General features: G+C 72.4%; 20 protein-coding genes and 1 pseudogene. 13 read left to right on the top strand and 8 right to left on the bottom strand.

All coding sequences use genetic code 11. The features are described from left to right. Positions 1-54: 54 nt before the first annotated feature. Entirely contained in the window at positions 55-1452 is a 1398-nt protein-coding gene (locus IF37_RS0101360; RefSeq protein ID WP_253915596.1) for an MFS transporter, read from the bottom strand. 288 nt (positions 1453-1740) lie between these two features. Between IF37_RS0101360 and IF37_RS0101355 the strand changes: the two genes are divergently transcribed. Beyond that, positions 1741-2664, top strand: a complete 924-nt coding sequence (locus tag IF37_RS0101355) for a DUF3027 domain-containing protein (protein WP_030734727.1) — start codon at positions 1741-1743, stop codon at positions 2662-2664. A gap of 47 nt (positions 2665-2711) precedes the next feature. Here the strand turns inward: IF37_RS0101355 and IF37_RS41370 are convergent. Further along, positions 2712-3116 (bottom strand): annotated as a pseudogene (locus tag IF37_RS41370) (ATP-binding protein); the annotation flags it as partial. A gap of 117 nt (positions 3117-3233) precedes the next feature. Here IF37_RS41370 and IF37_RS0101345 point away from each other — a divergent pair. From IF37_RS0101345 to ppk2, 4 genes are all read left to right on the top strand, one after another. Beyond that, positions 3234-4076 carry a helix-turn-helix transcriptional regulator gene (locus IF37_RS0101345; RefSeq protein ID WP_030734721.1) on the top strand — a complete coding sequence of 281 codons (843 nt, stop codon included), beginning with the start codon at positions 3234-3236 and terminating at the stop codon, positions 4074-4076. Continuing rightward, positions 4073-4312, top strand: a complete 240-nt coding sequence (locus IF37_RS0101340) for a DUF397 domain-containing protein (protein ID WP_030734718.1) — start codon at positions 4073-4075, stop codon at positions 4310-4312. Before IF37_RS0101345 ends, IF37_RS0101340 begins: the two co-directional genes overlap by 4 nt. 14 nt (positions 4313-4326) lie before the next feature. Further along, positions 4327-4566 (top strand): DUF397 domain-containing protein, encoded by a 240-nt coding sequence (locus IF37_RS0101335; RefSeq protein WP_030734715.1) that lies wholly within the window; start codon positions 4327-4329, stop codon positions 4564-4566. Between the two features lie 85 nt (positions 4567-4651). Then, a complete protein-coding gene (ppk2, locus tag IF37_RS0101330; protein WP_030734713.1) occupies positions 4652-5608 on the top strand; it encodes a polyphosphate kinase 2 in 957 nt (318 codons plus the stop codon). Positions 5609-5645: 37 nt separating this feature from the next. Here the strand turns inward: ppk2 and IF37_RS0101325 are convergent, their stop codons facing one another. Next, positions 5646-6137, bottom strand: coding sequence for a hemerythrin domain-containing protein (locus IF37_RS0101325; protein ID WP_030734709.1), 492 nt, complete (start codon positions 6135-6137; stop codon positions 5646-5648). 154 nt (positions 6138-6291) lie between these two features. On the opposite strand from IF37_RS0101325, the gene IF37_RS0101320 reads away from it, so the two are divergent. The 4 genes from IF37_RS0101320 (at position 6292) to IF37_RS0101305 (ending at position 12373) form a co-directional block, all read left to right on the top strand. Continuing rightward, a complete protein-coding gene (locus IF37_RS0101320) occupies positions 6292-9420 on the top strand; it encodes a hypothetical protein (protein WP_030734705.1) in 3129 nt (1042 codons plus the stop codon). A 197-nt stretch (positions 9421-9617) separates the two neighbouring features. After that, positions 9618-10376: a hypothetical protein gene (locus IF37_RS0101315; protein WP_030734702.1), complete on the top strand. Its 759-nt coding sequence runs from the start codon at positions 9618-9620 to the stop codon at positions 10374-10376. 33 nt (positions 10377-10409) lie between these two features. Further along, entirely contained in the window at positions 10410-11297 is an 888-nt protein-coding gene (locus IF37_RS0101310; RefSeq protein WP_030734700.1) for a hypothetical protein, read from the top strand. Positions 11298-11542: 245 nt separating this feature from the next. Continuing rightward, positions 11543-12373 (top strand): hypothetical protein, encoded by an 831-nt coding sequence (locus tag IF37_RS0101305; RefSeq protein ID WP_030734697.1) that lies wholly within the window; start codon positions 11543-11545, stop codon positions 12371-12373. Between the two features lie 66 nt (positions 12374-12439). Here the strand turns inward: IF37_RS0101305 and IF37_RS0101300 are convergent, their stop codons facing one another. Further along, entirely contained in the window at positions 12440-14836 is a 2397-nt protein-coding gene (locus tag IF37_RS0101300; RefSeq protein WP_030734694.1) for an HAD-IC family P-type ATPase, read from the bottom strand. Between the two features lie 58 nt (positions 14837-14894). Next, positions 14895-15152 carry a DUF2530 domain-containing protein gene (locus IF37_RS38900; RefSeq protein ID WP_030734691.1) on the bottom strand — a complete coding sequence of 86 codons (258 nt, stop codon included), beginning with the start codon at positions 15150-15152 and terminating at the stop codon, positions 14895-14897. Between the two features lie 148 nt (positions 15153-15300). On the opposite strand from IF37_RS38900, the gene IF37_RS0101290 reads away from it, so the two are divergent. The 3 genes from IF37_RS0101290 (at position 15301) to IF37_RS0101280 (ending at position 18809) form a co-directional block, all read left to right on the top strand. Next, positions 15301-16752 (top strand): NCS2 family permease, encoded by a 1452-nt coding sequence (locus IF37_RS0101290; protein ID WP_030734688.1) that lies wholly within the window; start codon positions 15301-15303, stop codon positions 16750-16752. 246 nt (positions 16753-16998) lie between these two features. Continuing rightward, on the top strand, positions 16999-17436 hold the full coding sequence (locus IF37_RS0101285; protein ID WP_030734685.1) for a MarR family winged helix-turn-helix transcriptional regulator: 438 nt from the start codon (positions 16999-17001) through the stop codon (positions 17434-17436). A 26-nt stretch (positions 17437-17462) separates the two neighbouring features. Next, positions 17463-18809: an MFS transporter gene (locus tag IF37_RS0101280; RefSeq protein ID WP_253915594.1), complete on the top strand. Its 1347-nt coding sequence runs from the start codon at positions 17463-17465 to the stop codon at positions 18807-18809. Between the two features lie 227 nt (positions 18810-19036). On the opposite strand, the gene IF37_RS0101275 is transcribed toward IF37_RS0101280, so the two are convergent. Then, positions 19037-19561 carry a GNAT family N-acetyltransferase gene (locus IF37_RS0101275; RefSeq protein WP_030734679.1) on the bottom strand — a complete coding sequence of 175 codons (525 nt, stop codon included), beginning with the start codon at positions 19559-19561 and terminating at the stop codon, positions 19037-19039. A 39-nt stretch (positions 19562-19600) separates the two neighbouring features. Here IF37_RS0101275 and thpR point away from each other — a divergent pair, with 39 nt between their 5' ends. Next, positions 19601-20167: an RNA 2',3'-cyclic phosphodiesterase gene (thpR, locus tag IF37_RS0101270; protein WP_030734676.1), complete on the top strand. Its 567-nt coding sequence runs from the start codon at positions 19601-19603 to the stop codon at positions 20165-20167. A gap of 344 nt (positions 20168-20511) precedes the next feature. On the opposite strand, the gene IF37_RS0101265 is transcribed toward thpR, so the two are convergent. Next, entirely contained in the window at positions 20512-21507 is a 996-nt protein-coding gene (locus IF37_RS0101265) for an aldo/keto reductase (protein WP_030734673.1), read from the bottom strand. A gap of 111 nt (positions 21508-21618) precedes the next feature. Next, positions 21619-22302: a GDSL-type esterase/lipase family protein gene (locus tag IF37_RS0101260; protein WP_030734670.1), complete on the bottom strand. Its 684-nt coding sequence runs from the start codon at positions 22300-22302 to the stop codon at positions 21619-21621. Between the last annotated feature and the right edge of the window lie 28 nt (positions 22303-22330).

Raw genomic sequence — 22330 nt, 5'->3', positions numbered from 1 at the left:
GCTATCGGGCGCCCTCGGCCGCCCGCCCACGCGGGGTGCGGCGTGCCCGGTTCGTTACGCCACGCGTGCCCGGCGGGGCCGGGCCGAGGCGAGCAGGCCCCGCGCGGTGGCCAGCCAGCCGACCGCCACGAACGCGGCGCCGACCAGCAGCCCGACCGTGCCGTTGAGCGGCATCACTATGCCGACCGCGCCGCCGAAGACCCACGCCATCTGCAACAACGTCTCCGACCGGGCGAACGCCGAGGTGCGCACCAGCTCCGGCACGTCCCGCTGGATCAGCGCGTCCAGCGCCAGCTTGGCCAGCGCCTGCCCGAACCCGGCGACCGCCGCCAGACAGGCCACCAGGAACGCCCCGAAGAACACCCCGGCGACCAGGGCGGCACCGAGCACCACCGCGACCACGGTCACGATGATGATCTCCGGGGCGCGCGACCTGAGCCACGCCCCGACGGCCGTCCCGAGCGCGTTGCCCGTCCCCGCCGCGGCCCCCACTATGCCCAGCGAGACCGCCGCGCTCTGCCCGGTCAGCGGATGCTCCCGCAGCAGGAAGGCGAGGAAGAAGATCAGGAAGCCGGACAGGCACCGCAGGGCGGCGTTGGCGCCCAGCGCGTGCGTGACGGCGGGCCCGACCGTGCGCAGCCCCGGCCGTCTGGCCTGTGCGCGGTCCGCCCCGCGCAGATGCTGTTCGTCGGCCGCGAGCAGCGCCACGTCCTCGCCCTTGGCCGAGTCCACCACGGGCGGCAGGGTGAACGACAGAAACGTCCCGGCAGCGAAGATCACGAAGGCGCCGTACAGCGGCCAGGGGTCGCCGACCGTGTGCAGCCCGGCCGCCACCGGAGCGGCGGCACCGGTGGCCAGCAGTCCCGCCAGGGTGACCCGGGAGTTGGCCTTCACGAGCGAGAACCGCGGCGGCAGCAGCCGGGGCACGACGGCACTGCGCACCACGCCGTACGCCTTGGACGCCACCAGCACGCCCAGCGCGGCCGGGTACAGCTCCAGGCTGCCGCTCGCCACCGCCCCCGAGATGACCAGCGCCAGCAGCGCCCGCGCCAGCATCGCCCCGGCCATCGCGGCCCGCCGCCCGTGCGGCAGCCGGTCCAGCAGGGGCCCCACGACGGGCGCGAGCACCGTGAAGGGCGCCATGGTGATCGCCAGGTACAGCGCCACCCGGCCGCGCGCCTCGTCGGTCGGCACCGAGAAGAACACCGTGGACGCCAGCGCCACGGTGACCATCACGTCCCCCGCGCCGTTCACCGCGTGCAGTTCGATCAGCTTGCCGAGGCCCGACTCGCCCGCGCCGTGCGCGTGCGTGACCTTCCGGATGCCCCGCGCCGCGCCGGTGACCGGCAGGTGCAGGGCACGGCCGACCGCGCGGACGGCACCACCCACCCGGCCCGAACCGCCGCCCCGGTCACTCTCCTTCTCCCTGTCCGCGGCTGCCACGACGTTCATACTGCCCCGAGAACCGGTGGGATAGTGCGCTGCGGCGCGCGACGGCGGCCCGCGGCCCCGGCGGGCGGGCCCTCGCCCGCCGTCCGGCCGGTCCAGGTGGCGGGTGGGAATCTCCACGAATCCTGCCCGGTGTAGCGTGCCTGTCTCAGCCATAACGCAGAATGGATGGCAGAGGTGCGCCCAGGCGCGCGGATGCAGACGTCGATGCGGTCCCCAGGTCCGCTCCGTCGGCGAAACCGCCGGAGGCAGCCGCACTCGACGAGACGGCGTAGGAGAGAAGCGATACCTGTGAGCGCGACAACGCGAAGCCGCACCCCCGACCGCCTGTGCGCCGAGGCCGTCGACCTCGCCCGCGCCGCCGCCGAGGAGGCCGCCGCGCCCGGCGTGGTCGGCGAGCACGCCGGCCTGGTGTCGGAGGGCGACCGCGTCGTCACGCACTTCTTCGCCTGCAAGGAACCGGGGTACCGGGGCTGGCGCTGGGCCGTGACGGTGGCCCGTGCCTCCCGCGCCAAGGTCGTCACCCTCGACGAGGTCGTCCTGCTGCCCGGCCCCGACGCCCTCCTCGCCCCCGAGTGGGTCCCGTGGAGCGAGCGGCTGCGCCCCGGCGACCTCGGCCCCGGCGATCTGCTCCCCACCGACCAGGACGACCTGCGCCTGGAGCCCGGCTACACCGGCGAGGAGGAGCCCCCGCCGAACTCGCTGGTCTCCGAGGAGATGCGGGAGCTGGCGGAGGCGGAGGACGCCGACGTCACCCCGGGCACCCCCGCCGTCCAGCCGACGACGCCGTCCCGCGGCTCCATCGCCTCCCTCGCCGAGGAACTCGGCCTGCGCCGCGCCCGTGTCCTGTCCCGCTACGGCCTGCGCAGCGCCGCCGACCGCTGGGAGGAGGCCTTCGGTCCCAAGACCGCCATGGCCCAGGCGGCCCCGGCGACTTGCCAGAGCTGCGGCTTCCTCGCGCCCATCGGCGGCTCCCTGGGCCAGGCGTTCGGCGTGTGCGCCAACGAGTTCGCGCCGGCGGACGGCCGCGTGGTCTCCCTCGCCTACGGCTGCGGCGGCCACTCGGAGGCGGCGGTCATGCCGAAGCCCCCGCAGCCCGCCGCGCCGGTCGTCGACGAGACCCGGGTCGACCCGTTCCCGCTCCGCCCGGCCCGTGACTCCGGCTCGGTCCCGGAGACCGGCGACGACGAGACGGCGGAACTCGGCCACTCCTGACCGCCGTCGGGTCCCGGCGGGGGCACCGGCTCCCTCCGGGGCACGTACACCTCGGCCCACACCGTCTTGCGGGGCAGCGGCCCCGGCGCCGTGCCCCAGCGCCGCGCCAGCGTCTCCACGAGCAGCAGCCCCCGCCCCGAGTCGGCGTCCTCCAGAGCCTCGGTGCGGCGGGGGAGCCGGTCACCGCGCGTGTCGGTGACCTCGATCCGCAGGGTGTCCCCGACGACGTACAGCGTCAGCCGGAAGTCCCGCCCCGCGACCCGGCCGTGCGTGACCGCGTTGGCCGCCAGCTCCGCGACGATCAGCGCCGCCGGGTTCACGGGGAGCCCCCACGAGCGCAGTTGCTCCGTCGCCAGCAGCCGGGCGAGCCGGGCTCCCCGGGGCGTGGGGGACAACTGCACCGTGTAGTTCGGGGCGGGGGTGGAGATGTGGGTGGAGATTTCCTGGTTCACATCACTCAGAGTGGCCGTGCCTGCTACCTGTGAACAGTGACGAAGCGGTTGCGTAGGGTCACTGTCCGGTGCGCGACCGGTGGTGTACGGCCATGTAGATCGAAGGGGGTGCTCCGGATGAGTGAGGACGAACCGGGCTGGGAGGTCGAGCCGGATGACGAGTGGGGCGCGGCGGTCATCGCCACGGTGGGGCGCCAGCTGAAGCTGCGGCGCGAGGCCAAGGGTATGCGCGCGACCGACTTCGCGCGGGCCATGGGCTACAGCGAGGACATGGTGTACAAGATCGAGTCCGGCCAGCGCATCCCGAGGCCGGAGTACCTCGACAAGGCGGACACCCTCCTGGAGGCGGGCGGGCTGCTCTCCGCGATGAAGGAGGACGTGGAGAAGGTCCGGTATCCGAAGAAGGTTCGGGACTTGGCGGAGGCGGAGGCCAAGGCGGTTGAGATCGGGGCATACGTATGCAGCAGCATCCACGGCCTGTTGCAGACACCGGAGCACGCGCAGGCTCTTCTGGAGTGCTGGCAGCCCGCGTATGCGCCGAAGGACCTGGAGCGGCGGGTCGCCGCCCGCGTGGCTCGGCAATCCATCTTTGAGCGGACACCCGCTCCAGCTCTGAGCTTCGTCTTGGAAGAGGCGACGTTGCGCCGCAAGGTGGGAGGCACAATGGTGCGGCGACAACAGTTCGAACGCCTGCTGGAAATCGGGCGGTTGAACAACGTCACGCTCCAGGTGATGCCTTTGAACAGCGCGCCGCACCCTGGCATGAGCGGGAGGATCGAAGTGCTCAAGTTCGAGGACGGCACGGCTGTCGGCCGGTCCGACGGCGCCTTCAACGGCCGCACCATCTCGAATTTGCGCGACCTGCGAGTCCTTGAGCTGCGGTATGGCACCATCCGGGCGCAGGCTCTTCGCCCCGAGGAGTCGCTGTCCCTCATCGAGCACTTGCTGGGAGAAACATGATCCGCTGGTTCAAGAGCAGCTACAGCGACGGCCCTGACGGCGACTCCTGTGTCGAAGTCGGCCTGGACTGGTTCAAGAGCAGCTACAGCAGCAGTAGCGAGATCGACTCCTGCGTGGAGGTCGCCAACACCCCCGCCACCATCCACATCAGGGACTCCAAGCAGGACGACGGCCCCCGTCTCGCCGTCGGCCCCGCCCCGTGGACGGAGTTCGTGGCGTACGCCGCCCGCCGCTGACCGCTGGGAGAGTCATGATCCGCTGGTTCAAGAGCAGTTACAGCAGCGGGAGTGAAGGGGACTCCTGCGTCGAGGTCGGCCTGGGCTGGTTCAAGAGCAGCCACAGCGATGGCAACGAAGGCGACTCCTGCGTGGAGGTAGCCAACACCCCCGCCACCATCCACATCAGGGACTCCAAGCAGGACGACGGCCCCCGTCTCACCGTGCGCCCCGCCCCGTGGACGGAGTTCGTGGCGTACGCCGCCCGCCGCTGAACGTCTGGGACCCGTCCGCGCGGGCACGTGGGAGGAGAGTGCGGGGCGGGGCCCCGGTGACCGGTGCGGCGGGAGGGGTGGTTTCGTGGACGATCTGCTGCGGGGGCTGGAGGTCGACGACCGCCAGCCGGAGCGGCCGGTGCTCCTGGACGCGGGCGGCCGGCCGATCGAGACCTGGCGGGAGAACCACCCCTACGACCACCGGATCGGCCGGCGCGAGTACGAGCGGACCAAGCGCGTCCTCCAGATCGAACTGCTCAAGCTCCAGCGCTGGGTGAAGGACACGGGCCGGCGGCTCGTCGTGGTCTGCGAGGGGCGGGACGCGGCCGGGAAGGGCGGCACCATCAAGCGGTTCACCGAGCGGCTGAACCCGCGCGGGGCCCGGGTGGTGGCGCTGGACAAGCCGACCGAGCGGGAGGCGGGACAGTGGTACTTCCAGCGGTACGTGACGCACCTCCCGGCCTGCGGTGAGATCGTCTTCTTCGACCGGTCCTGGTACAACCGGGCCGGCGTCGAACGGGTCATGGGCTTCTGCACGGACGCCGAGTACCGGCAGTTCCTGCGGCAGGCCCCGCTGTTCGAGCGGCTGCTCACCGACGACGGCATCCTGCTGGTGAAGTTCTGGTTCTCGGTGTCCCGGGCCGAGCAGCGCACCCGGTTCGCGATCCGGCAGGTCGACCCGGTGCGCCGCTGGAAGCTGTCGCCCACCGACCTCGCCTCGCTCGACCGCTGGGACGACTACACCGCGGCCAAGGTCCACATGTTCCGGGCGACCGACACCACGCACGCGCCCTGGACGGTGGTGAAGAACAACGACAAGCGGCGGGGCCGGCTGGAGGCGATGCGCAGCCTGCTGGACCGCTTCGACTACCCGGCGAAGGACCGCGAGGCGGTGGGCAGGCCCGACCCGCTGATCGTCGGCGCCGCGAACACCCTGCTGGAGCCCGGCGAGGAGCCCACGGCGCTGTCGCCGACGCCGTTGGCGGGGCCGGGCAGCGGACCCGGGAACCACCCGGAGCCACACCCGGCGCAGGGGGCCTGACACCGGCGCGGGACGCCAGTCCCGCGCCGGCGCCCGCTCAGGAACCGACGAGGCGGCGCAGGTTGGCGACCGAGCCGCAGCCGGCCTTCAGCTGCCGCTCCCGCTCCCGGAGGAACGCCGCGCCCAGCTCCGCGCGCCGCTCGGCGGCCACGTTCTCCCGCGCGCCGTTGAGGATGGTGCGCTCCTCCTCGTCGGCGTGGTGGGTGACGGCCTTCACCAGCTCCTCCAGCTTCTCGTCCCACTCCTCGGAGCCGACCTCCTCGACCCGGAGCAGGTCCAGCAGGGCCTGGTTGCCCTCGTCGTGCTCGTGCTCGCCGTGCTCCACCTCCTCGTCGTCGATGTTCTTGTACCGCTTCAGGGCCGGGTAGACCTCGGCCTCCTCGGCCAGCGCGTGGGCGACCAGCAGGTCCGCGAACTCCGCCAGCGCGGCGGCCCGGTCGGCCTCGACGCTGCGCATCCGGCGGAACAGTTCCTCCATGCGCCGGTGGTCCTGGAGGATCAGCTCGACGACGTCCTGTGTCCGGGCCATGGGCGGGCACCACTTTCATGCGAACGGATGGGGCTCCTACCGCCTACCCCGCGGGCCGCTCCGGTTGCCTCCCGGTCGTACGGCCACCGGCCCCGGCTCCGCCGCACCCGTCCGCGCTGTACCTTCGACCTCACGCGGAGCGAGGAGAGTGGACGTGAGCAAGTTCGTGCGGCCGGCGGCCGAGGGGGCCGATCCGTTCGGGACGGCCCGGTTGCGGCGCGGTGTCCTCGACGCCTGGGCGACCAGCGCCGCCCGGTTCCGGGAGGACGCCAACGCGGAGGAGGACCTCGTCCTCGGCGGGTACCGGGACCGGCTCGTCGTCGAACTGGCGCAGAACGCCGCCGACGCCGCCGCGCGCGCCGGTGTCCCCGGGCGGCTGCGGCTCACCCTGCGCGACGGCGTCCTCGTCGCCGCCAACACCGGCGCCCCGCTGGACGCGGCCGGCGTCGAGTCGCTGTCCACGCTGCGCGCCTCCGCGAAGCGGGACACCGGGACCGGGCACGGCGCCGTAGGCCGGTTCGGCGTCGGCTTCGCCGCCGTACTCGCCGTGACCGACGAGCCGGCGGTCGTGGGCCGGCACGGCGGGGTGCGCTGGTCGCTCGCCGAAGCCCGGGAACTGGCCGGCGAGGTCGCCCGGCACAGCCCGGGACTGGGCGACGAGGTGCGCCGCCGGGACGGGCACGTGCCGCTGCTGCGGCTGCCCTTCGCCGCCGAGGGCACCGCCCCGGAGCCGTACGACACCGCCGTCATCCTGCCCCTGCGGGACGCCGCCGCGGCCGACCTCGCCGAGCGGCTGCTCGCCGGTGTCGACGACGCCCTGCTGCTCGCCCTGCCGGGGCTGGCGGAGGTCGTCGTGGAGATCGGGGACGAGGCTCCCCGCACCCTCGGCCGCCGTACCGACGGGTCCTTCACGGTGGTGGAGGACTCCCGGGACGGCATCACGAACTGGCGTACCGCGTCCGCGCACGGGACGCTCACCCCCGACCTGCTCGCCGACCGGCCCCTGGAGGAGCGGCTGCGCCCCCACTGGTCGGTGACCTGGGCCGTGCCCGTCGACGCCTACGGCGCCCCGGCCCGGCCCCGCACGAGCGCGGTCGTGCACGCGCCGACGCCGAGCGACGAACCCCTCGGCGTGCCCGCGCTGCTCATCGCCTCCCTCCCGCTGGACACCACCCGCCGGCACGTCTCGCCCGGCCCCCTCACCGACTTCCTGGTGCGGGCCGCGGCCGACGTCTACGCCGAACTGCTCGCCGGCTGGCGGCCGGTGGGCCCGGGCATCATCGACCTCGTGCCCGGACCGCTCGGCCGGGGCGCACTGGACGGGGCGCTGCGGCAGGCCGTGCTGGAGCGGCTGCCGCGCACCGCCTTCCTGCCGCCGGCCGCGGTGGCGGAGGACGACGACGAGCTGCCGCCGGCGTTGCGGCCCCGGGACGCGGAGATCGTGGAGGGCGCCGGGGCGGACACCGTGAAGGTGCTCGCCGAGGTGCTGCCCACCCTGCTCCCGGCCGGGCTGGAGCGCCGCGCCGAGCTGCGCACCCTCGGCGTCGCCCGGCTGCCGCTCGCCGACGCCGTGGACCGGCTCGCCGGGCTGGAGAAGGAGCCGGAGTGGTGGTGGCGGCTGTACGACAGCCTCGCCGGGGTCGACCCGGAGCGGCTGTCCGGACTGCCGGTGCCGCTGGCCGACGGCAGGACCACCATCGGGCCCCGGCAGGTGCTGCTGCCCACGCCGGACGCCGCCCGGATCGACGCGGACGTACTGGGCCGGCTCGGGCTGAAGGTCGCCCACGGCGACGCCGCCCACCCGCTGCTGGAGAAGCTGGGCGCGCTCCCCGCCACCCCGCGCGCGGTGCTGACCACCCCGCAGGTGCGGGCCGCCGTGGCGAACTCCCTGGAGGACGACGGCGCCCTCGGCTGGGAGGAGGACGCCCCGGACGCCGAGGAACTGGCCGACACCGTGCTCGCCCTGGTGCGGGACGCGGGCCTGGAGCCGGGGGAGGAGCCCTGGCTCGGCGCGCTCGCGCTGCCCGACGAGGACGGCGAACCGGCCCCCGCCGGAGAGCTGGTGTTCCCCGGCAGCCCCTTCGCCCGGGTGATCCGGGACGGCGAACTGGCCGCCGTGGACGCCGAGCTGGCCGGGAAGTGGGGGCAGGGCCCGCTCGCCGCGTGCGGGGTGCTCGCCGACTTCGCGCTGGTCCGCGCCACCGACGTGGTGCTGGACCCGGACGAGCTGGAGCCGCGCGAGGGCGACTACGCCGAGCCCGACGACGCGGGCCTGCTGGACGCCGTGGACGTGTGGTGCGAGGACATCCTCGACCGGTTCCCGGACAGCCCGGTGCCGCCGGTCGCCACGGAGCTGGTCGCCGTACGGGACCTGGACCTGGTGGACGACGACCACTGGCCCGAGGCGCTCGCCCTGCTGGCCCGGCCGCCGCTGCGGGACGCGCTGACGCAGTCCGTGCGCGTCCTGCTGCCCGACGGCACCCACGAGGTCGTCCGGCCGTACACGGCGTGGTGGCTGCGCGGGCACCCGGTGCTCGACGGGCGGCGCCCGGCCGGTCTGCTCGCGGCCGGCGGCGACCCGCTCCTGCGCGGGCTGTACGACGAGGCCGACGCCACCGGGTTCGAGGACGAACAGGTGCTGCGGGCGCTCGGCGTGCGCACCTCCGTCGGCGCGCTGCTGGACGAGCCCGGCGGCGCCGCCGAGCTGCTGGACCGGCTCGCCGACCCCGACCGCACGGTGAGCGCGGCCCAGCTGCACGGGCTGTACGGCGCGCTGGCGGAGCTGGAGCCGGAGCGGGTGACGCTGCCGGACGAACTGCGGGCCGTCGTGGACGGGCGGGTGGAGGTCGTGGACGCGGGCGAGGCCGTCGTGGTCGACTCGCCGGACCTGCTGCCGTTCACCGCCGGGATGCCGCTGCTGCCGGTGCGGCCCGCGCTGGCCGCCGCGCTGGCCGAGCTGTTCCAGGTGCGCCGGCTGAGCGAGTCCGTCACCGGCGAGGTGCACTCGGAGGGTACGGAGCACGACGTACCGGACGCGGTGCGGGTGCTGCTCGGGCCGCGGACCCCGCGGACCTACGTCGAGCACGGCGAACTGGTCGTGGACGGCGTGGAGATCGACTGGCGGCTGACCGACGACGGGGTGCCGCACGCGGCCACCCTGGAGGGGGTCGCCGCGGGGCTGGCGTGGGCGGCGGGCCAGTGGCCGCGCCGGTTCGAGGTGGCCGCGCTGCTGGAGGACCCGTCGCGGACGGAGGAACTGGCCCGGGACCGCTGGTTCGACTGATGCCCCTGTCCGGCCGATGCCGGTGGGCCCGCCGATACCGGTGGTCCGACCGGTCTCGGCGGGCCGGCCGGTTCAAGCCATCCGCCCCTCGGACGACTTCACACGAAATCCTCACCACAGGTACAACCATTCACCGTTTCCCCGCGTCACATGAGTGGAGTCATACCGACTCCCAGGATCTGAACGTGGGGAAACACATGCGCATCCGTGCCTCCGTCGCCGTCGTGGGCGGCGCCCTCGCCCTGTCCGCTCTCGCCGTCCCGGCCGCCCAGGCCAGTGGCAGCGACGGCGACACCAAGATCACCAAGGTGGTCGTGGACGGTGACAACAAGGTGTCCATCGGCACGTCCGCCGCGGTGACCGTCAAGGTCAGCGTCACCGCCACGGACAACTCGGGCATCAAGGGCGCCGAGGAGTTCGACCTCTACGGCCCCGACAACGGGTACGCGACGACCGGCAAGCCCGCCTGCGTCAAGGTCAACGCCACCACCTCCACCTGCACCGCCTCGGTGAAGATCGACCCGAAGACGGACTACCTCACCAACAAGAGCGCCGGCACCTGGTACGTGGACGCGTGGGTCGACGCCAAGGACGGCAACTACATCTGGAAGGAGAAGGCGGGCTCCTTCTCCTTCCAGCGCGCCACCAAGCTCACGGCCGACGCCGCCCCGGAGCCGGTGAAGAAGGGCAAGACGATCACCGTCACCGGTGCCCTCACCCGCGCCAACTGGGAGTCGCTGAAGTACGGCGCCTACGGCTCGCAGTCCGTGAAGCTCCAGTTCCGCAAGCAGAACTCCAGCACCTACACCACGCTGAAGACCGTCAAGGCGGACTCCAAGGGCAACCTGAAGACCACCACCACGGCCTCGGCGGACGGCTACTACCGCTTCTCCTTCGCCGGCAACTCCAGCAGCGCCGCGGTCAACTCCGCCGGCGACCTGGTCGACGTCAAGTAAGCGGCCCAGCCCCCTCACCACCCAGGGACAAACATGCACCTTCGCGCCACCGTGGCCGCCGTCTCCGGCGCCCTGGCCCTCTCCGCCCTCGCCCTGCCGGCCGCGCACGCGGCGGACGGCGGCCCGTCCTACCGGGACGGCGTCGCCCGCGTCCTCGCGCAGCACACCTCGGGCAAGGCGGCCTTCGCCGCGACCGCGGCGCCGATCGGCGACCTGGACGTGTCCTTCTCCGACTTCAAGATCGCCAAGGCGGTCAAGGTCGGCACGACCAACAAGGTCACCACCTACGTCACCTACACGCTGACCCACGCCGCCGACATCGACGTCAGCGACAGCAACGTGCTGACCGGCCCGCTGATCTACCGCGGCTCCGCCGACTACCCGGACAACGTCCTCGGCGGCGAGGCCCCGGCCACCTGCGTCGACAAGACGGCGACCACGGCCACCTGCAAGGGCCCGGTCGACATCAACCCGCGCGAGACCGACACCGACCTGAAGCTGTTCAACGCGCAGGCGGGCACCTGGCACGGCGCGGGCCTGGCCCTGGACTTCGACAGCGAGAAGTCCGCCGTCCAGTTCGGCCTGGGCAGCACCCTGGTCCAGCGCAACTCCCAGCTCACGGTCAACGCCGCCCCGGAGCCGGTGAAGAAGGGCAACACCCTCACCGTGACGGGCAAGCTCTCCCGCGCCAACTGGGAGGACCACAAGTACCACGGCTACACCGGCCAGGCCGTGAAGCTCCAGTTCCGCAAGAAGGGCTCCAGCACCTACACCACGCTGAAGACCCTGAAGACGGACTCCACGGGCGCCCTGAAGACGACGACCAAGGCCACGGTCGACGGCTACTACCGCTACTCCTTCGCGGGCACCACGACCACCCCGGCGGTCAGCGCCGCGGGTGACTTCGTCGACGTGAAGTAAGCCGGCGCGAACCAAGCCGACGTGCCATAGGCAGTCGTGAAGTGAGCAGTACTGAACCGCCCCCGGGAGCGCCCGCCGCCCCCGGGGGCGGAACCTTTTCTCTCACTTGTGCCATGCACGGGTAATGGCCGCTCCAAAACTGGCGAGAAGACGGTCTTGCCGTACAACCTGACGTGTGCGCCATGGATCTCACCGCGTGAGTCGACCGACTCCCCGATCACTTCTCCCTCCAAGGGAACACACACATGCGCATACGTGCCACCGTGGCCGCCGTCTCCGGCGCCCTGGCCCTCTCCGCCCTCGCAGTCCCGGCCGCCCACGCCACCGGTGACTCGGGCACGCCGTACACGCTGAACGTCAGCTTCTCGCAGGTCACCATCGCCAAGGCGATCAAGGTCGGCACCACCAACGAGGTCAGCGCCACCTACTCGTACACGCTGACGCACGGCTCCGACGTGAACGTCACCGCGAACGACTTCTACACCGACGCCTCCCTCTACAAGGGCTCGTACGACGACCCGACCGCCGAGCTGTACGGCGACAACCCGGCCACCTGCACGGCCACCTCGGCGACGACGGCCACCTGCAAGGGCACGGTCGACATCTACCCGGCCGACGGCGACCTGAAGAACGCCTGGGCCGGTTCCTGGAACGTGGCCGCCGAGGCGGTCGCCTTCAACGGGCAGGACCAGAGCAACCCCGACATGGGCAAGGTCGGCTACAAGGACCAGAGCGGCCTTGGCAGCACCCTGGTGCAGCGCTACTCCAAGCTCACGACCGACGCGGGCCCCGAGCCGGTCTACAAGGGCAAGACCCTCACGGTGACGGGCAAGCTGTCCCGCGCCAGCTGGGAGGACCACCAGTACCACGGCTACGCGAGCCAGCCGGTCAAGCTCCAGTTCCGCAAGGCGGGCACGACCACCTACACCACGGTCAAGACGGTGAACGCCGACTCGTACGGCAATGTCAAGACCACCACCACCGCCAACTACGACGGCTACTGGCGCCTCAGCTTCGCGGGCACCTCGACCACCCCGGCCGTGAGCGCCGCCGGCGACTACGTCGACGTGCGCTAGGGAAACGAGCGGCCGACGTGCGCGAGGGAAACGTAGGGTCCCGGTCCGGGACTCCCCGGGCGCACCTCAGTCCGGGAAGCGGCGGCCGACCCACTTCCACAGCAGTTCCAGGACGGCCGCCGCCACCACCGCCACACCGACCGCCGTCCACGGCAGCGCCATGCCGACCAGCTTCAGGGCGAAGAACGACTGGAGCGCGGGGACGGCGAGGACCAGCACGAAGGCCACGCCCATCGCGGCCACCAAGGCCACCCGCCACCAGGTGTAGGGGCGGGCGACGATCGCCAGCACCCACATGGAGACCAGGAACAGCGTCAGGGTGGCCGCGCTGGTCTCCGCGTCCAGGGCACCGGCGCCGGAGTAGTGGTGCCGGGCCAGCAGGTACGTCACGAAGGTCGCCACTGCGGCCACCACGCCGCCCGGGACCGCGTACCGCATCACCCGGCGCACGAAGCCGGGCCGCGCCCGCTCCGGATTGGGCGCGAGGGCCAGGAAGAAGGCCGGGACGCCGATGGTGAGCGTGGACAGCAGGGTCAGGTGCCGAGGCAGGAACGGGTACTCCACCCCCCAGCACACCACCAGCAGCGCCAGCAGCACCGAGTAGACGGTCTTCACCAGGAACAGCGTCGCCACCCGCGTGATGTTGCCGATCACCCGGCGGCCCTCGCCGACCACCGACGGCAGGCTCGCGAAGCTGTTGTCCAGCAGCACGATCTGGGCCACCGCCCGCGTCGCCTCCGAGCCGGAGCCCATGGCGACGCCGATGTCCGCGTCCTTCAGCGCCAGCACGTCGTTCACGCCGTCCCCGGTCATCGCGACCGTGTGACCGCGGGACTGGAGCGCGCCGACCATGTCCCGCTTCTGCTGCGGGGTGACCCGCCCGAAGACGGTCGCCGAGTCCAGCGCCCCGGCCATCCCCGGCCGGTCGGCGGGCAGCCGCCGCGCGTCCACCGCCGTGCCGTCCAGACCCAGCTTCGCCGCGACCGCGCCGACCGACACCGCGTTGTCCCCGGAGATGACCTTGGCCTTGACGTCCTGCTCGGCGAAGTAGCGCAGCGTGTCGGCCGCGTCCGCGCGCAGCCGCTGCTCCAGCACCACCAGGGCGGTGGGGCGGGCGCCCCGGGCCGGCTCGGGGTCGTCCAGATCGCGGTGCGCGCGGGCCAGCAGCAGCACCCGCAGCCCCTGCTCGTTGAGCCGCCCGGTCTCGGCCAGCGCCGGGTCCTCGGCGGCGAGCAGCACGTCCGGGGCGCCCAGCAGCCAGGTGCTGGTCTCGCCGTCGCCCTCGCTGAACGCGGCCCCGCTGTACTTGCGGGCCGAGGAGAAGGGGAGCGACTCCACGCAGCGCCAGTCCTCGCTGTCCGGATAGGCGTCGATGATGGCCTTCAGGGAGGCGTTCGGGCGGGGGTCGGACTCGCCGAGCGCGCCGAGCACCTTGCGGATGTACGTCTCGTCCACCCCGTCCAGCGCCCGCAGCTCGGTGACGTCCATGCCGCCCTCGGTCAGCGTGCCGGTCTTGTCCAGGCAGACGGTGTCGACGCGGGCCAGCCCCTCGATGGCGGGCAGTTCCTGCACCAGGCACTGCCTGCGGCCCAGCCGGATGACCCCGATCGCGAAGGCCACCGAGGTGAGCAGCACCAGCCCCTCGGGGACCATCGGCACGATCCCGCCGATCGTGCGGGACACGGCGCCCTTCAGATCGTCGTTCTTCACGACGAGCTGGGTGACGACGAGCCCCAGCGCCGCCGGGACCATCATCCAGGTGACGTACTTGAGGATCGTCGAGATACCGCTGCGCAGCTCGGAGTGGACCAGCGTGAACCGGGACGCCTCGTCGGCGAGCCGGGCGGCGTAGGCCTCGCGGCCCACCTTGGTGGCCTGGAAGGCGCCGCCGCCCGCGACCACGAAGCTGCCGGACATGATCGGGTCGCCGGGGCGTTTGACGACGGGGTCGGCCTCGCCGGTCAGCAGCGACTCGTCGATCTCCAGCCCGTCCGCCTCGGCGCACACCCCGTCGACCACGGCCTTGTCGCCGGGGCCGATCTCGATGAGGTCGTCCAGCACGATCTCGTCGGTGGCCACCTCGGTCGCCACCCCGTCCCGCCGGACCGTCGGCCGGGCCTCCCCGATCACCGCGAGCGAGTCCAGGGTCTGCTTGGCCCGCCACTCCTGGACGATGCCGATCCCGGTGTTGGCGAGGATCACGAAGCCGAAGAGGCTGTCCTGGATCGGCGCGACGAACAGCGTGATCAGCCAGAGCACGCCGATGATCGCGTTGAACCGGGTGAAGACGTTCGCCCGGACGATCTCCCCCAGCGACCGGCTGCTGCGCACCGGCACGTCGTTGACCTCGCCGCGCGAGCGCCGTTCGGCCACCTCCGCACCGGTCAGCCCCGCCGGCCGGATCACGGGCGGGGCCGCGGGACGCCCGGGGTCGAGTTCGGCGCCCGCGTCTATATGGCTCATGCCATCGACGGTACGTGCGTCCGTGCCCGAACGCTTGCCGGCCCGCGCGGGCCGGGGCTCAGGCCGCCGGCCCGCCCGCCGCCCGCCGGATCGCCGCGTCCCGCTTGCGGACGTACCAGACGCCGATCAGGCCCAGTCCGCCGCCCGCCAGACAGGTCCACAGCCACCACAGATGCCCGTGGTCGTCGAACCAGCGGTAGAACGGCAGCTGCACCAGGAAGAGGACGAACCACACGAGGGTGCCGCCGGTGATCGTGGCGACCACGGGCCCCTCCAGGGGTTCCGGCGCCTCGTGCTGGGGAGTCCACTTAGCCATGCGCACAGCTTATGCGGCGCCGGTGTCTACGCGCGGAGATAGCGATCTAGGACTCATATGTTCATACTGAAACCGTTTGTCTCTGACCACTTCCGCTCGTATGAAACTCCAACGGGGATCGGGGGAACCCCGCTGGTGGAGGTCCCGCATGTCCACCTCGGCACCGGCCAAGGTCCCCACCCCGGAAAGGCCGGGCGGCGAACCCGCCTACGGCGCCCTCGACCGTTACTTCAAGATCTCCGAGCGCGGCAGCTCCGTCGTCCGTGAGGTCCGTGGCGGTCTCGCCACCTTCTTCGCGATGGCGTACATCATCGTGCTGAACCCGATCATTCTGGGCAGCGCGAAGGACATGTACGGGCATCATCTGGACAACGGCCAGCTGGTGACGGCGACCGCGCTGACGGCCGCGTTCTCCACCCTGCTGATGGGTGTCATCGGCAACGTGCCGATCGCGCTCGCCGCCGGCCTCGGCGTGAACTCCGTCGTCGCGCTCCAGCTCGCGCCGCGCATGTCCTGGCCGGACGCCATGGGCATGGTCGTGCTGGCCGGTTTCGTGGTCATGCTGCTGGTCGCCACCGGTCTGCGCGAGCGCGTGATGAACGCCGTGCCGTTCGGCCTGCGCAAGGCGATCTCCATCGGTATCGGCCTGTTCATCATGCTGATCGGCCTGGTCGACTCCGGCTTCGTCACCCGCATGCCGGACGCCGCCCAGACCACCGTCCCGCTCCAGCTGGGCACGGGCGGCCACCTCCTCGGCTGGCCGGTGCTGGTCTTCGTCCTCGGCGCGCTGCTCACCTTCGCGCTGATCGTCCGCAAGGTGCCGGGCGCGATCCTCATCTCCATCGTCGGCATGACCGTGCTCGCGGTGGTCATCAACGCGGTCGCCACCATCCCGTCCTGGGGCCTGACCGTGCCGAAGTGGCCGGGCAACCCGGTCGCCACCCCCGACTTCGGCCTGGTCGGCCAGGTCAGCCTGTTCGGCGGCTTCTCCAAGGTCGGCGTGCTGACCGGCATCCTCTTCGTCTTCACGGTCCTGCTGTCGTGCTTCTTCGACGCGATGGGCACGATCATGGGCATCAGCGACGAGGCCAAGCTGACCGACGCCGAGGGCTACATGCCCGGCATCAACAAGGTCCTCCTGGTCGACGGCCTCGCGGTCGCCGCCGGCGGTGCCAGCTCCTCCTCGGCCACCACCGCCTTCGTGGAGTCCACGGCGGGCGTCGGCGAGGGTGCCCGCACCGGCCTCGCGAACGTCGTCACCGGCGGCCTCTTCGCCGTGGCGCTGTTCCTCACCCCGATCGCCACGATGGTCCCGTCCCAGGCGGCCACCCCGGCGCTGATCGCGGTGGGCTTCCTGATCCTGTCGAACTCCGTCAAGGAGATCGACTGGGCGGACTACACGATCGCCATCCCGGCCTTCGTGACGATGCTGATGATGCCGTTCACCTACTCGATCACGAACGGCATCGGCATGGGCTTCATCACCTTCACGGTGCTGCGCCTGGTCGCCGGGCGGGCCCGGGAGATCCCGGTGCCGATGTACGTCGTCTCGGCCGTCTTCGCCTTCTACTACCTGATGCCGGCCCTCGGCCTGACGTGAGCCGCCCCCCGGCCCCGTAGCCCCTCCACAGAGGGAGCCCCGAGGCCGTCCCGAACGAGCGCCCGGACCCGCACGGTCCCGGGCGCTCGTTCTTTTCACCCGGCGGTTCCCCGACGGCTGTCCGGCGGCTGCCCGGTGTTCTCCACGATGCTCTCCCCGGTGTTCTTTCCGGCAGTGGCGGGCATCACGGCCGTGCGGGTGCGCCCCGGTGGTCTTTAGTCAGAGTAATGAGTTACGCTAAAGAACATGCCGGATCTTACCCATGGCGACGATGCTGCCGCCGTGAACGCCCTCCGCTCCGCCGTGATGCGGCTGTCCCGTCGGCTCAAGCACCAGCGGGTCGACGAGTCGCTGAGCCCCACCGAGATGTCGGTGCTCGGCACCCTCGCCCGCTGCGGCTCGGCCACGCCGGGTGAGCTGGCGCGCAAGGAGCACGTCCAGCCGCCCTCGATGACCCGCATCGTCGCGCTGCTGGAGGGCAAGGGGCTGGTCCGGCTGGAGCCGCACCCCGAGGACCGGCGCCAGAAGGTCGTCACCCAGACCGAACAGGCCGAGGCGATGCTCGAGGAGAGCCGCCGCAAGCGGAACGCCTTCCTCGCCGGCCTGGTCGAGGGCCTGGACGACGACGAGTGGGCCGCCCTGCGCACCGCCGCCCCCGTGCTGGAGAAGCTCGCACACCTGTAAGCAGCCACCGAAGGAGGCGAAACCCTTTGAGTACGGGATCCGGAACACCTTCCGCCCCCGCACCGACCGCCGCTACGACACCCGTTTCCCGCAAGTCCTCGATGTTCAGCTCGCTGAAGATCCGGAACTACCGCCTCTTCTTCATCGGCCAGGTCGTCTCCAACACGGGCACCTGGATGCAGCGCATCGCCCAGGACTGGCTGGTCCTCAGCCTCACCGGCTCCTCCGCGGCCGTCGGCATCACGACGGCCCTCCAGTTCCTGCCGATGTTGCTGTTCGGCCTCTACGGCGGGGTCCTCGTGGACCGGCTGCCCAAGCGGCCCGCCCTGCTGGTCACGCAGACCTCGATGGCCCTCACCGGACTGGCGCTCGCCGCGCTGACCCTCACCGGCCATGTCCAGGTCTGGCACGTCTACGTCGCCGCCTTCGCCGTCGGCCTCGCCACGGTCGTCGACAACCCGGCCCGCCAGTCCTTCGTCTCCGAGATGGTCGGCCCCGACCAGCTCCAGAACGCGGTCAGCCTGAACTCGGCGAACTTCCAGTCCGCCCGGCTCGTCGGCCCCGCCGTCGCGGGACTGATGATCACCGGTGTGGGCACCGGCTGGGCGTTCCTCGCCAACGGCCTGTCCTTCGCCGCGCCCATCACCGGTCTGCTGCTGATGCGCGCCCGCGAACTGCACGTGGTCCAGCGCGCGCCGCGCGGCAAGGGCCAGCTGCGCGAGGGCCTGCGCTACGTGGCCGGGCGGCCGGAGCTGATCTGGCCGATCGTCCTGGTCGGCTTCATCGGCACCTTCGGCTTCAACTTCCCGGTGTGGCTCTCCGCCTACGCGGACGACGTCTTCCGGGCCGGCGCCGGTGCCTACAGCCTCTTCAACACCCTGATGGCCGTCGGCTCCCTGGTCGGCGCCCTGCTCGCCGCCCGGCGCGGCACGGCCCGGCTGCGGGTGCTGATCGCCGCCGCGCTGGCCTTCGGCGCGCTGGAGACCGTGGCCGCGGTGGCCCCGTCGTACTGGCTGTTCGCGCTGCTCATGGTCCCGATCGGGATCTTCGGGATGACTGTCAACGTCACCGCGAACACGGCGGTGCAGATGGCCACCGACCCGGCCATGCGCGGCCGGGTGATGGCCCTGTTCATGATGGTGTTCATGGGCGGCACTCCGCTGGGCGCGCCGGTCGTCGGCTGGATCACCGACACCTACGGCGCCCGGATCGGCTTCGCGGCCGGTGGCGTGGTGTCGGTCGTCGCGGCGGGTGCGATCGGTCTGGTGCTGTCCCGTATCGGTGGTCTGCGGCTGTCGGTGGGCTGGCACGGCGGCCATCCGCGGGTCCGCTTCGTCCCGCGCGAACGGGAACGGCTGGCTGCCGCGGCGTAGCCCTCCGGGGGTTCGCCGGGCGTCGGCCGGCCGGTTCCCCGGCGGCCCGGGGTCCGAAGGCGGCTTCGGGCCCCGGGCCGATGGCTTCGGGGTCCGGGTGGACTTCGGGCCGCGGGCCGATGCCCCGGGGTCCAGGGTGGGCTCCGGGCCGCCGGGCGGTCCCGGACCTGGTTCGCTGTCGGGAGTCCGGTGGCGGGCTCCGACCCCCTCCGAGGTCTCGGAGGGGGTCAGTCCGTTCTGCGGGCCAGTACCTGGCCCGGCCAGGCGTCCGGGCCGTGGGTGTAGGTGTGCGTCGGTGTGAAGCCGTTGGCCTCGTAGTAGGCGACGAGCCCGCGGTCGTCACCGGCGTAGCAGTCCACGCGCAGCAGGCCCACCCCGGCCCGCCGGGTCACCTCGGCGGCGTGCGCCAGCAGGGCGGCGCCCACGCCCCGGCCCCGGAAGCGGCGGTCGGAGGCGAGCCAGTGGATGTACCGCTCGGGCTCGCCGGGCGGCGGCAGGTGGGACAGGTAGGAGCCGGGCGCGTCCGTGAGGGTGAGCGTGGCGGCCGGGACACCGTCCACCTCGGCGATGTACGTGGTGCCCGCCGCCATGGCGCGCGTCACCGCCGCCACCGTCCCCGCGCGCCCCGACAGGGGCTCGGTGCCCCACTGGCGGGTGCGCCCCCGGGCGACCAGCCACTCCACGCTGCTGTCGAGCATGCCGAGCATCGCCGGGAGATCCTCCGGCCCGCCTTCTCGGATGGTGATCGTCATCGCCCCATCATGCCCACCGGCGTCTGGGATCGTGAGGGCATGAGACTCTTCGCCGCCGTGCTGCCCCCGGACGACGTCGCGGACGAGATCGCCGCGGAGGTGGACCGGCTGCGGCGGCTGCCGGACGCCGGCCGGCTGCGCTGGACGGGCCGCCCCGGCTGGCACTTCACCCTGGCCTTCTACGGCGAGGTCGCCGACGACCTCGTACCCGCCCTGACGGACCGGCTGGCCCGCGCCGCCCGGCACGCCGCGCCCTTCACCCTCGCCGTCGCGGGCGGTGGCCGGTTCGGCGGTGCGCTGTGGGCGGGCGCCCGGGGAGACGTGGCCGAGCTGCGGCTGCTGGCCGGCCGGGCGGAGGCGGCGGCGCGCAAGGCCGGGGTGCCGATGGGGGAGCCCCGCCGGTACAAGGCCCATCTGACGCTGGCCCGCGGCCGGGACGGGATGGACGTGCGGCCGTACGTGGAACTGCTGCGCGCGTTCTCCGGCCGGAGCTGGGAGGTCACCGACCTGGCACTGGTGCGCAGCCGTCTGCCGCGGGGCGGGACGCCCGGGGAGCAGCCGCGGTACGAGGTGGTCGGCCGCTGGGCACTGGGCGGGGCCGGTTAGTCTCGAATACGTGGACCCGAAAACCCGGAACCGGATCATGGCCGGTGCGCTCGTGTTGATGTTCGTGGTGGTGGCCCTGGCTTCGGCGGGGCGTTAGGGTCTTTCGTTTGGATCAGGCCGGATCAGGGAGCGGGGTCTGGTGCCGTGCATCGCAAGGCGGAGGAGGGCGCCATGGCGGAGCCATGGCAACCGACGACAACGCGGCGAGGCGTGGTGCCAGGGCCCGCGAGCCCGGCATGATCCAAACGAGAGGCGCTAGGAGCGGAGGGGAACCGCGGCCGGGGCCGGCCGCGGCTCCGCCGTCACCGGTCGCGCGGCTCCCCGCGCATCCGACGGGCGGGCGCCTACCAGGCGAACGCCTCCGGGGACGGACCCGGCCCCGGGAAGATCTCGTCCAACGAGCCGAGCAGCTCCTCGCTCAGCTCCAGCTCCACCGCCCGGAGCGCCGACTCCAGCTGCCCGGCGGTGCGCGGTCCGACGATCGGGCCGGTCACCCCGGGGCGGGTGAGCAGCCAGGCCAGCGCCACCTCGCCGGGCTCCAGCCCGTGCTTGCCGAGCAGGTCCTCGTAGGACTGGATCCGCGCGCGGACCGTCGGGTCGGCGAGGGCGTCGGCGGCCCGGCCGGAGGCGCGGCGCCCGCCCTGGACCTCCTTCTTGATGATCCCGCCGAGCAGACCGCCGTTCAGCGGCGACCACGGGATGACACCGAGGCCGTACTCCCGCGCGGCCGGGATGATCTCCATCTCGGCGCGGCGCTCGGCGAGGTTGTAGAGGCACTGCTCGCTGACCAGGCCGATGGTGCCGGAGCGGCGGGCGGCGGCCTCGTTGGCCTGGGCGATCTTGTAGCCGGGGAAGTTGCTGGAGCCGACGTAGAGGATCTTGCCCTGCTGGACGAGGACGTCGATCGCCTGCCAGATCTCCTCGAACGGCGTGTTGCGGTCGATGTGGTGGAACTGGTAGAGGTCGATGTGGTCCGTCCGGAGCCGCTTCAGGCTGGCGTCCACCGCGCGCCGGATGCTCAGCGCGGAGAGCTTGTCGTGGTTGGGCCAGGCGGTCCGGCCGTCGGCGGCCATGCTGCTGTACACCTTGGTCGCGATCACGACCTTCTCGCGCCGGCCGCCGCCCTTGGCGAACCAGTTGCCGATGATCGACTCGGTGCGGCCCTTGTTCTCGCCCCAGCCGTACACGTTGGCGGTGTCGAAGAGGTTGATGCCCGCGTCCAGGGCCGCGTCCATGATCGCGTGGCTGTCGGCCTCGTCGGTCTGCGGACCGAAGTTCATCGTCCCGAGGACGAGCCGGCCGACCTTGAGTCCCGTGCGTCCGAGCTGCGTGTACTCCATGGTCCACCAGCCAACGGCCTGGAGTGCGCTCGAGGCAAGCATCAGGCGAACGTCCGGCAGGCAGCGCCGGGCGCACGGCGGTTGCGGACGCGCTCGGTCCCGTCTCCCGGGTCAGCCCCGGCCGGCGGCGTACGGCTGTCCGATGCCCCACGCCTCCCACATCGCCCCCGCGAACGCCTCCGCGATCCGGTGCTCGCCGTGCGCGTTGGGGTGGGTGCCGTCGTAGGTGTCGGTGTGGATGTCGTACGACTCGGGGGGCGAGGCCAGCAGGAGCGGCGAGCGGGGCTCGTCCAGGTCGGCGACCGTCTTGGCGAGCAGCACGTTGAACCGGTCCACCTGTTCGGCGAAGGACGCGTCCGCCGCGGCCCGGATGTTCGGGATGACCGGCAGCAGCACCATCCGGATGCGCGGATCCGCCTCCCGCGCGCCCTCGACGAAGGCCCGCACGTTCTCCGCCGTCTGCTCGGCGTTGGTGTAGAAGCCCAGGTCGATCAGGCCCAGCGAGACCAGCAGGATGCCGGGCCGGTGGGCGCGCACCGCGTCCCCGATCAGCGGCGCCATGTGCAGCCAGCCCTCGCCCCAGCCCGCCAGGTGGGCGCGCGGGAAGTCCGGGTCGGCGTAGGCGAGGGACACCGGGGCGTCGGCCTGCTTGTCGTACAGCGTCTCGCGCGGGCCGACGAAGGTGAACGGGCCGCCGTACTCCCCGCACAGGTGCCGCCACAACCGGTGACGCCATGTGTGTTCGCCCGCGCTCCCGATCGTCATGGAGTCGCCCACGAACATGAACCTGAGCATCCGCTCATGATGGACGATCACCGGGACC

Origin of the sequence: Streptomyces sp. NRRL S-31, assembly GCF_000718775.1 — a bacterium.
GTDB lineage: Bacteria > Actinomycetota > Actinomycetes > Streptomycetales > Streptomycetaceae > Streptomyces.
Note: the sequence above shows the minus strand (reverse complement) of the source record. Positions and strands in the feature narration are given on the sequence as shown.

Bases quoted from the DNA above. Each gene is read 5' to 3' on its own strand.
- IF37_RS0101360 (WP_253915596.1), bottom strand. From the start codon at position 1,452: ATGAACGTCGTGGCAGCCGCGGACAGGGAGAAGGAGAGTGACCGGGGC.
- IF37_RS0101345 (WP_030734721.1), top strand. From the start codon at position 3,234: ATGAGTGAGGACGAACCGGGCTGGGAGGTCGAGCCGGATGACGAGTGG.
- IF37_RS0101340 (WP_030734718.1), top strand. From the start codon at position 4,073: ATGATCCGCTGGTTCAAGAGCAGCTACAGCGACGGCCCTGACGGCGAC.
- IF37_RS0101335 (WP_030734715.1), top strand. From the start codon at position 4,327: ATGATCCGCTGGTTCAAGAGCAGTTACAGCAGCGGGAGTGAAGGGGAC.
- IF37_RS0101325 (WP_030734709.1), bottom strand. From the start codon at position 6,137: ATGGCCCGGACACAGGACGTCGTCGAGCTGATCCTCCAGGACCACCGG.
- IF37_RS0101315 (WP_030734702.1), top strand. From the start codon at position 9,618: ATGCGCATCCGTGCCTCCGTCGCCGTCGTGGGCGGCGCCCTCGCCCTG.
- IF37_RS0101310 (WP_030734700.1), top strand. From the start codon at position 10,410: ATGCACCTTCGCGCCACCGTGGCCGCCGTCTCCGGCGCCCTGGCCCTC.
- IF37_RS0101305 (WP_030734697.1), top strand. From the start codon at position 11,543: ATGCGCATACGTGCCACCGTGGCCGCCGTCTCCGGCGCCCTGGCCCTC.
- IF37_RS0101300 (WP_030734694.1), bottom strand. From the start codon at position 14,836: ATGAGCCATATAGACGCGGGCGCCGAACTCGACCCCGGGCGTCCCGCG.
- IF37_RS38900 (WP_030734691.1), bottom strand. From the start codon at position 15,152: ATGGCTAAGTGGACTCCCCAGCACGAGGCGCCGGAACCCCTGGAGGGG.
- IF37_RS0101290 (WP_030734688.1), top strand. From the start codon at position 15,301: ATGTCCACCTCGGCACCGGCCAAGGTCCCCACCCCGGAAAGGCCGGGC.
- IF37_RS0101285 (WP_030734685.1), top strand. From the start codon at position 16,999: ATGCCGGATCTTACCCATGGCGACGATGCTGCCGCCGTGAACGCCCTC.
- IF37_RS0101275 (WP_030734679.1), bottom strand. From the start codon at position 19,561: ATGACGATCACCATCCGAGAAGGCGGGCCGGAGGATCTCCCGGCGATG.
- thpR (WP_030734676.1), top strand. From the start codon at position 19,601: ATGAGACTCTTCGCCGCCGTGCTGCCCCCGGACGACGTCGCGGACGAG.
- IF37_RS0101265 (WP_030734673.1), bottom strand. From the start codon at position 21,507: ATGGAGTACACGCAGCTCGGACGCACGGGACTCAAGGTCGGCCGGCTC.
- IF37_RS0101260 (WP_030734670.1), bottom strand. From the start codon at position 22,302: ATGCTCAGGTTCATGTTCGTGGGCGACTCCATGACGATCGGGAGCGCG.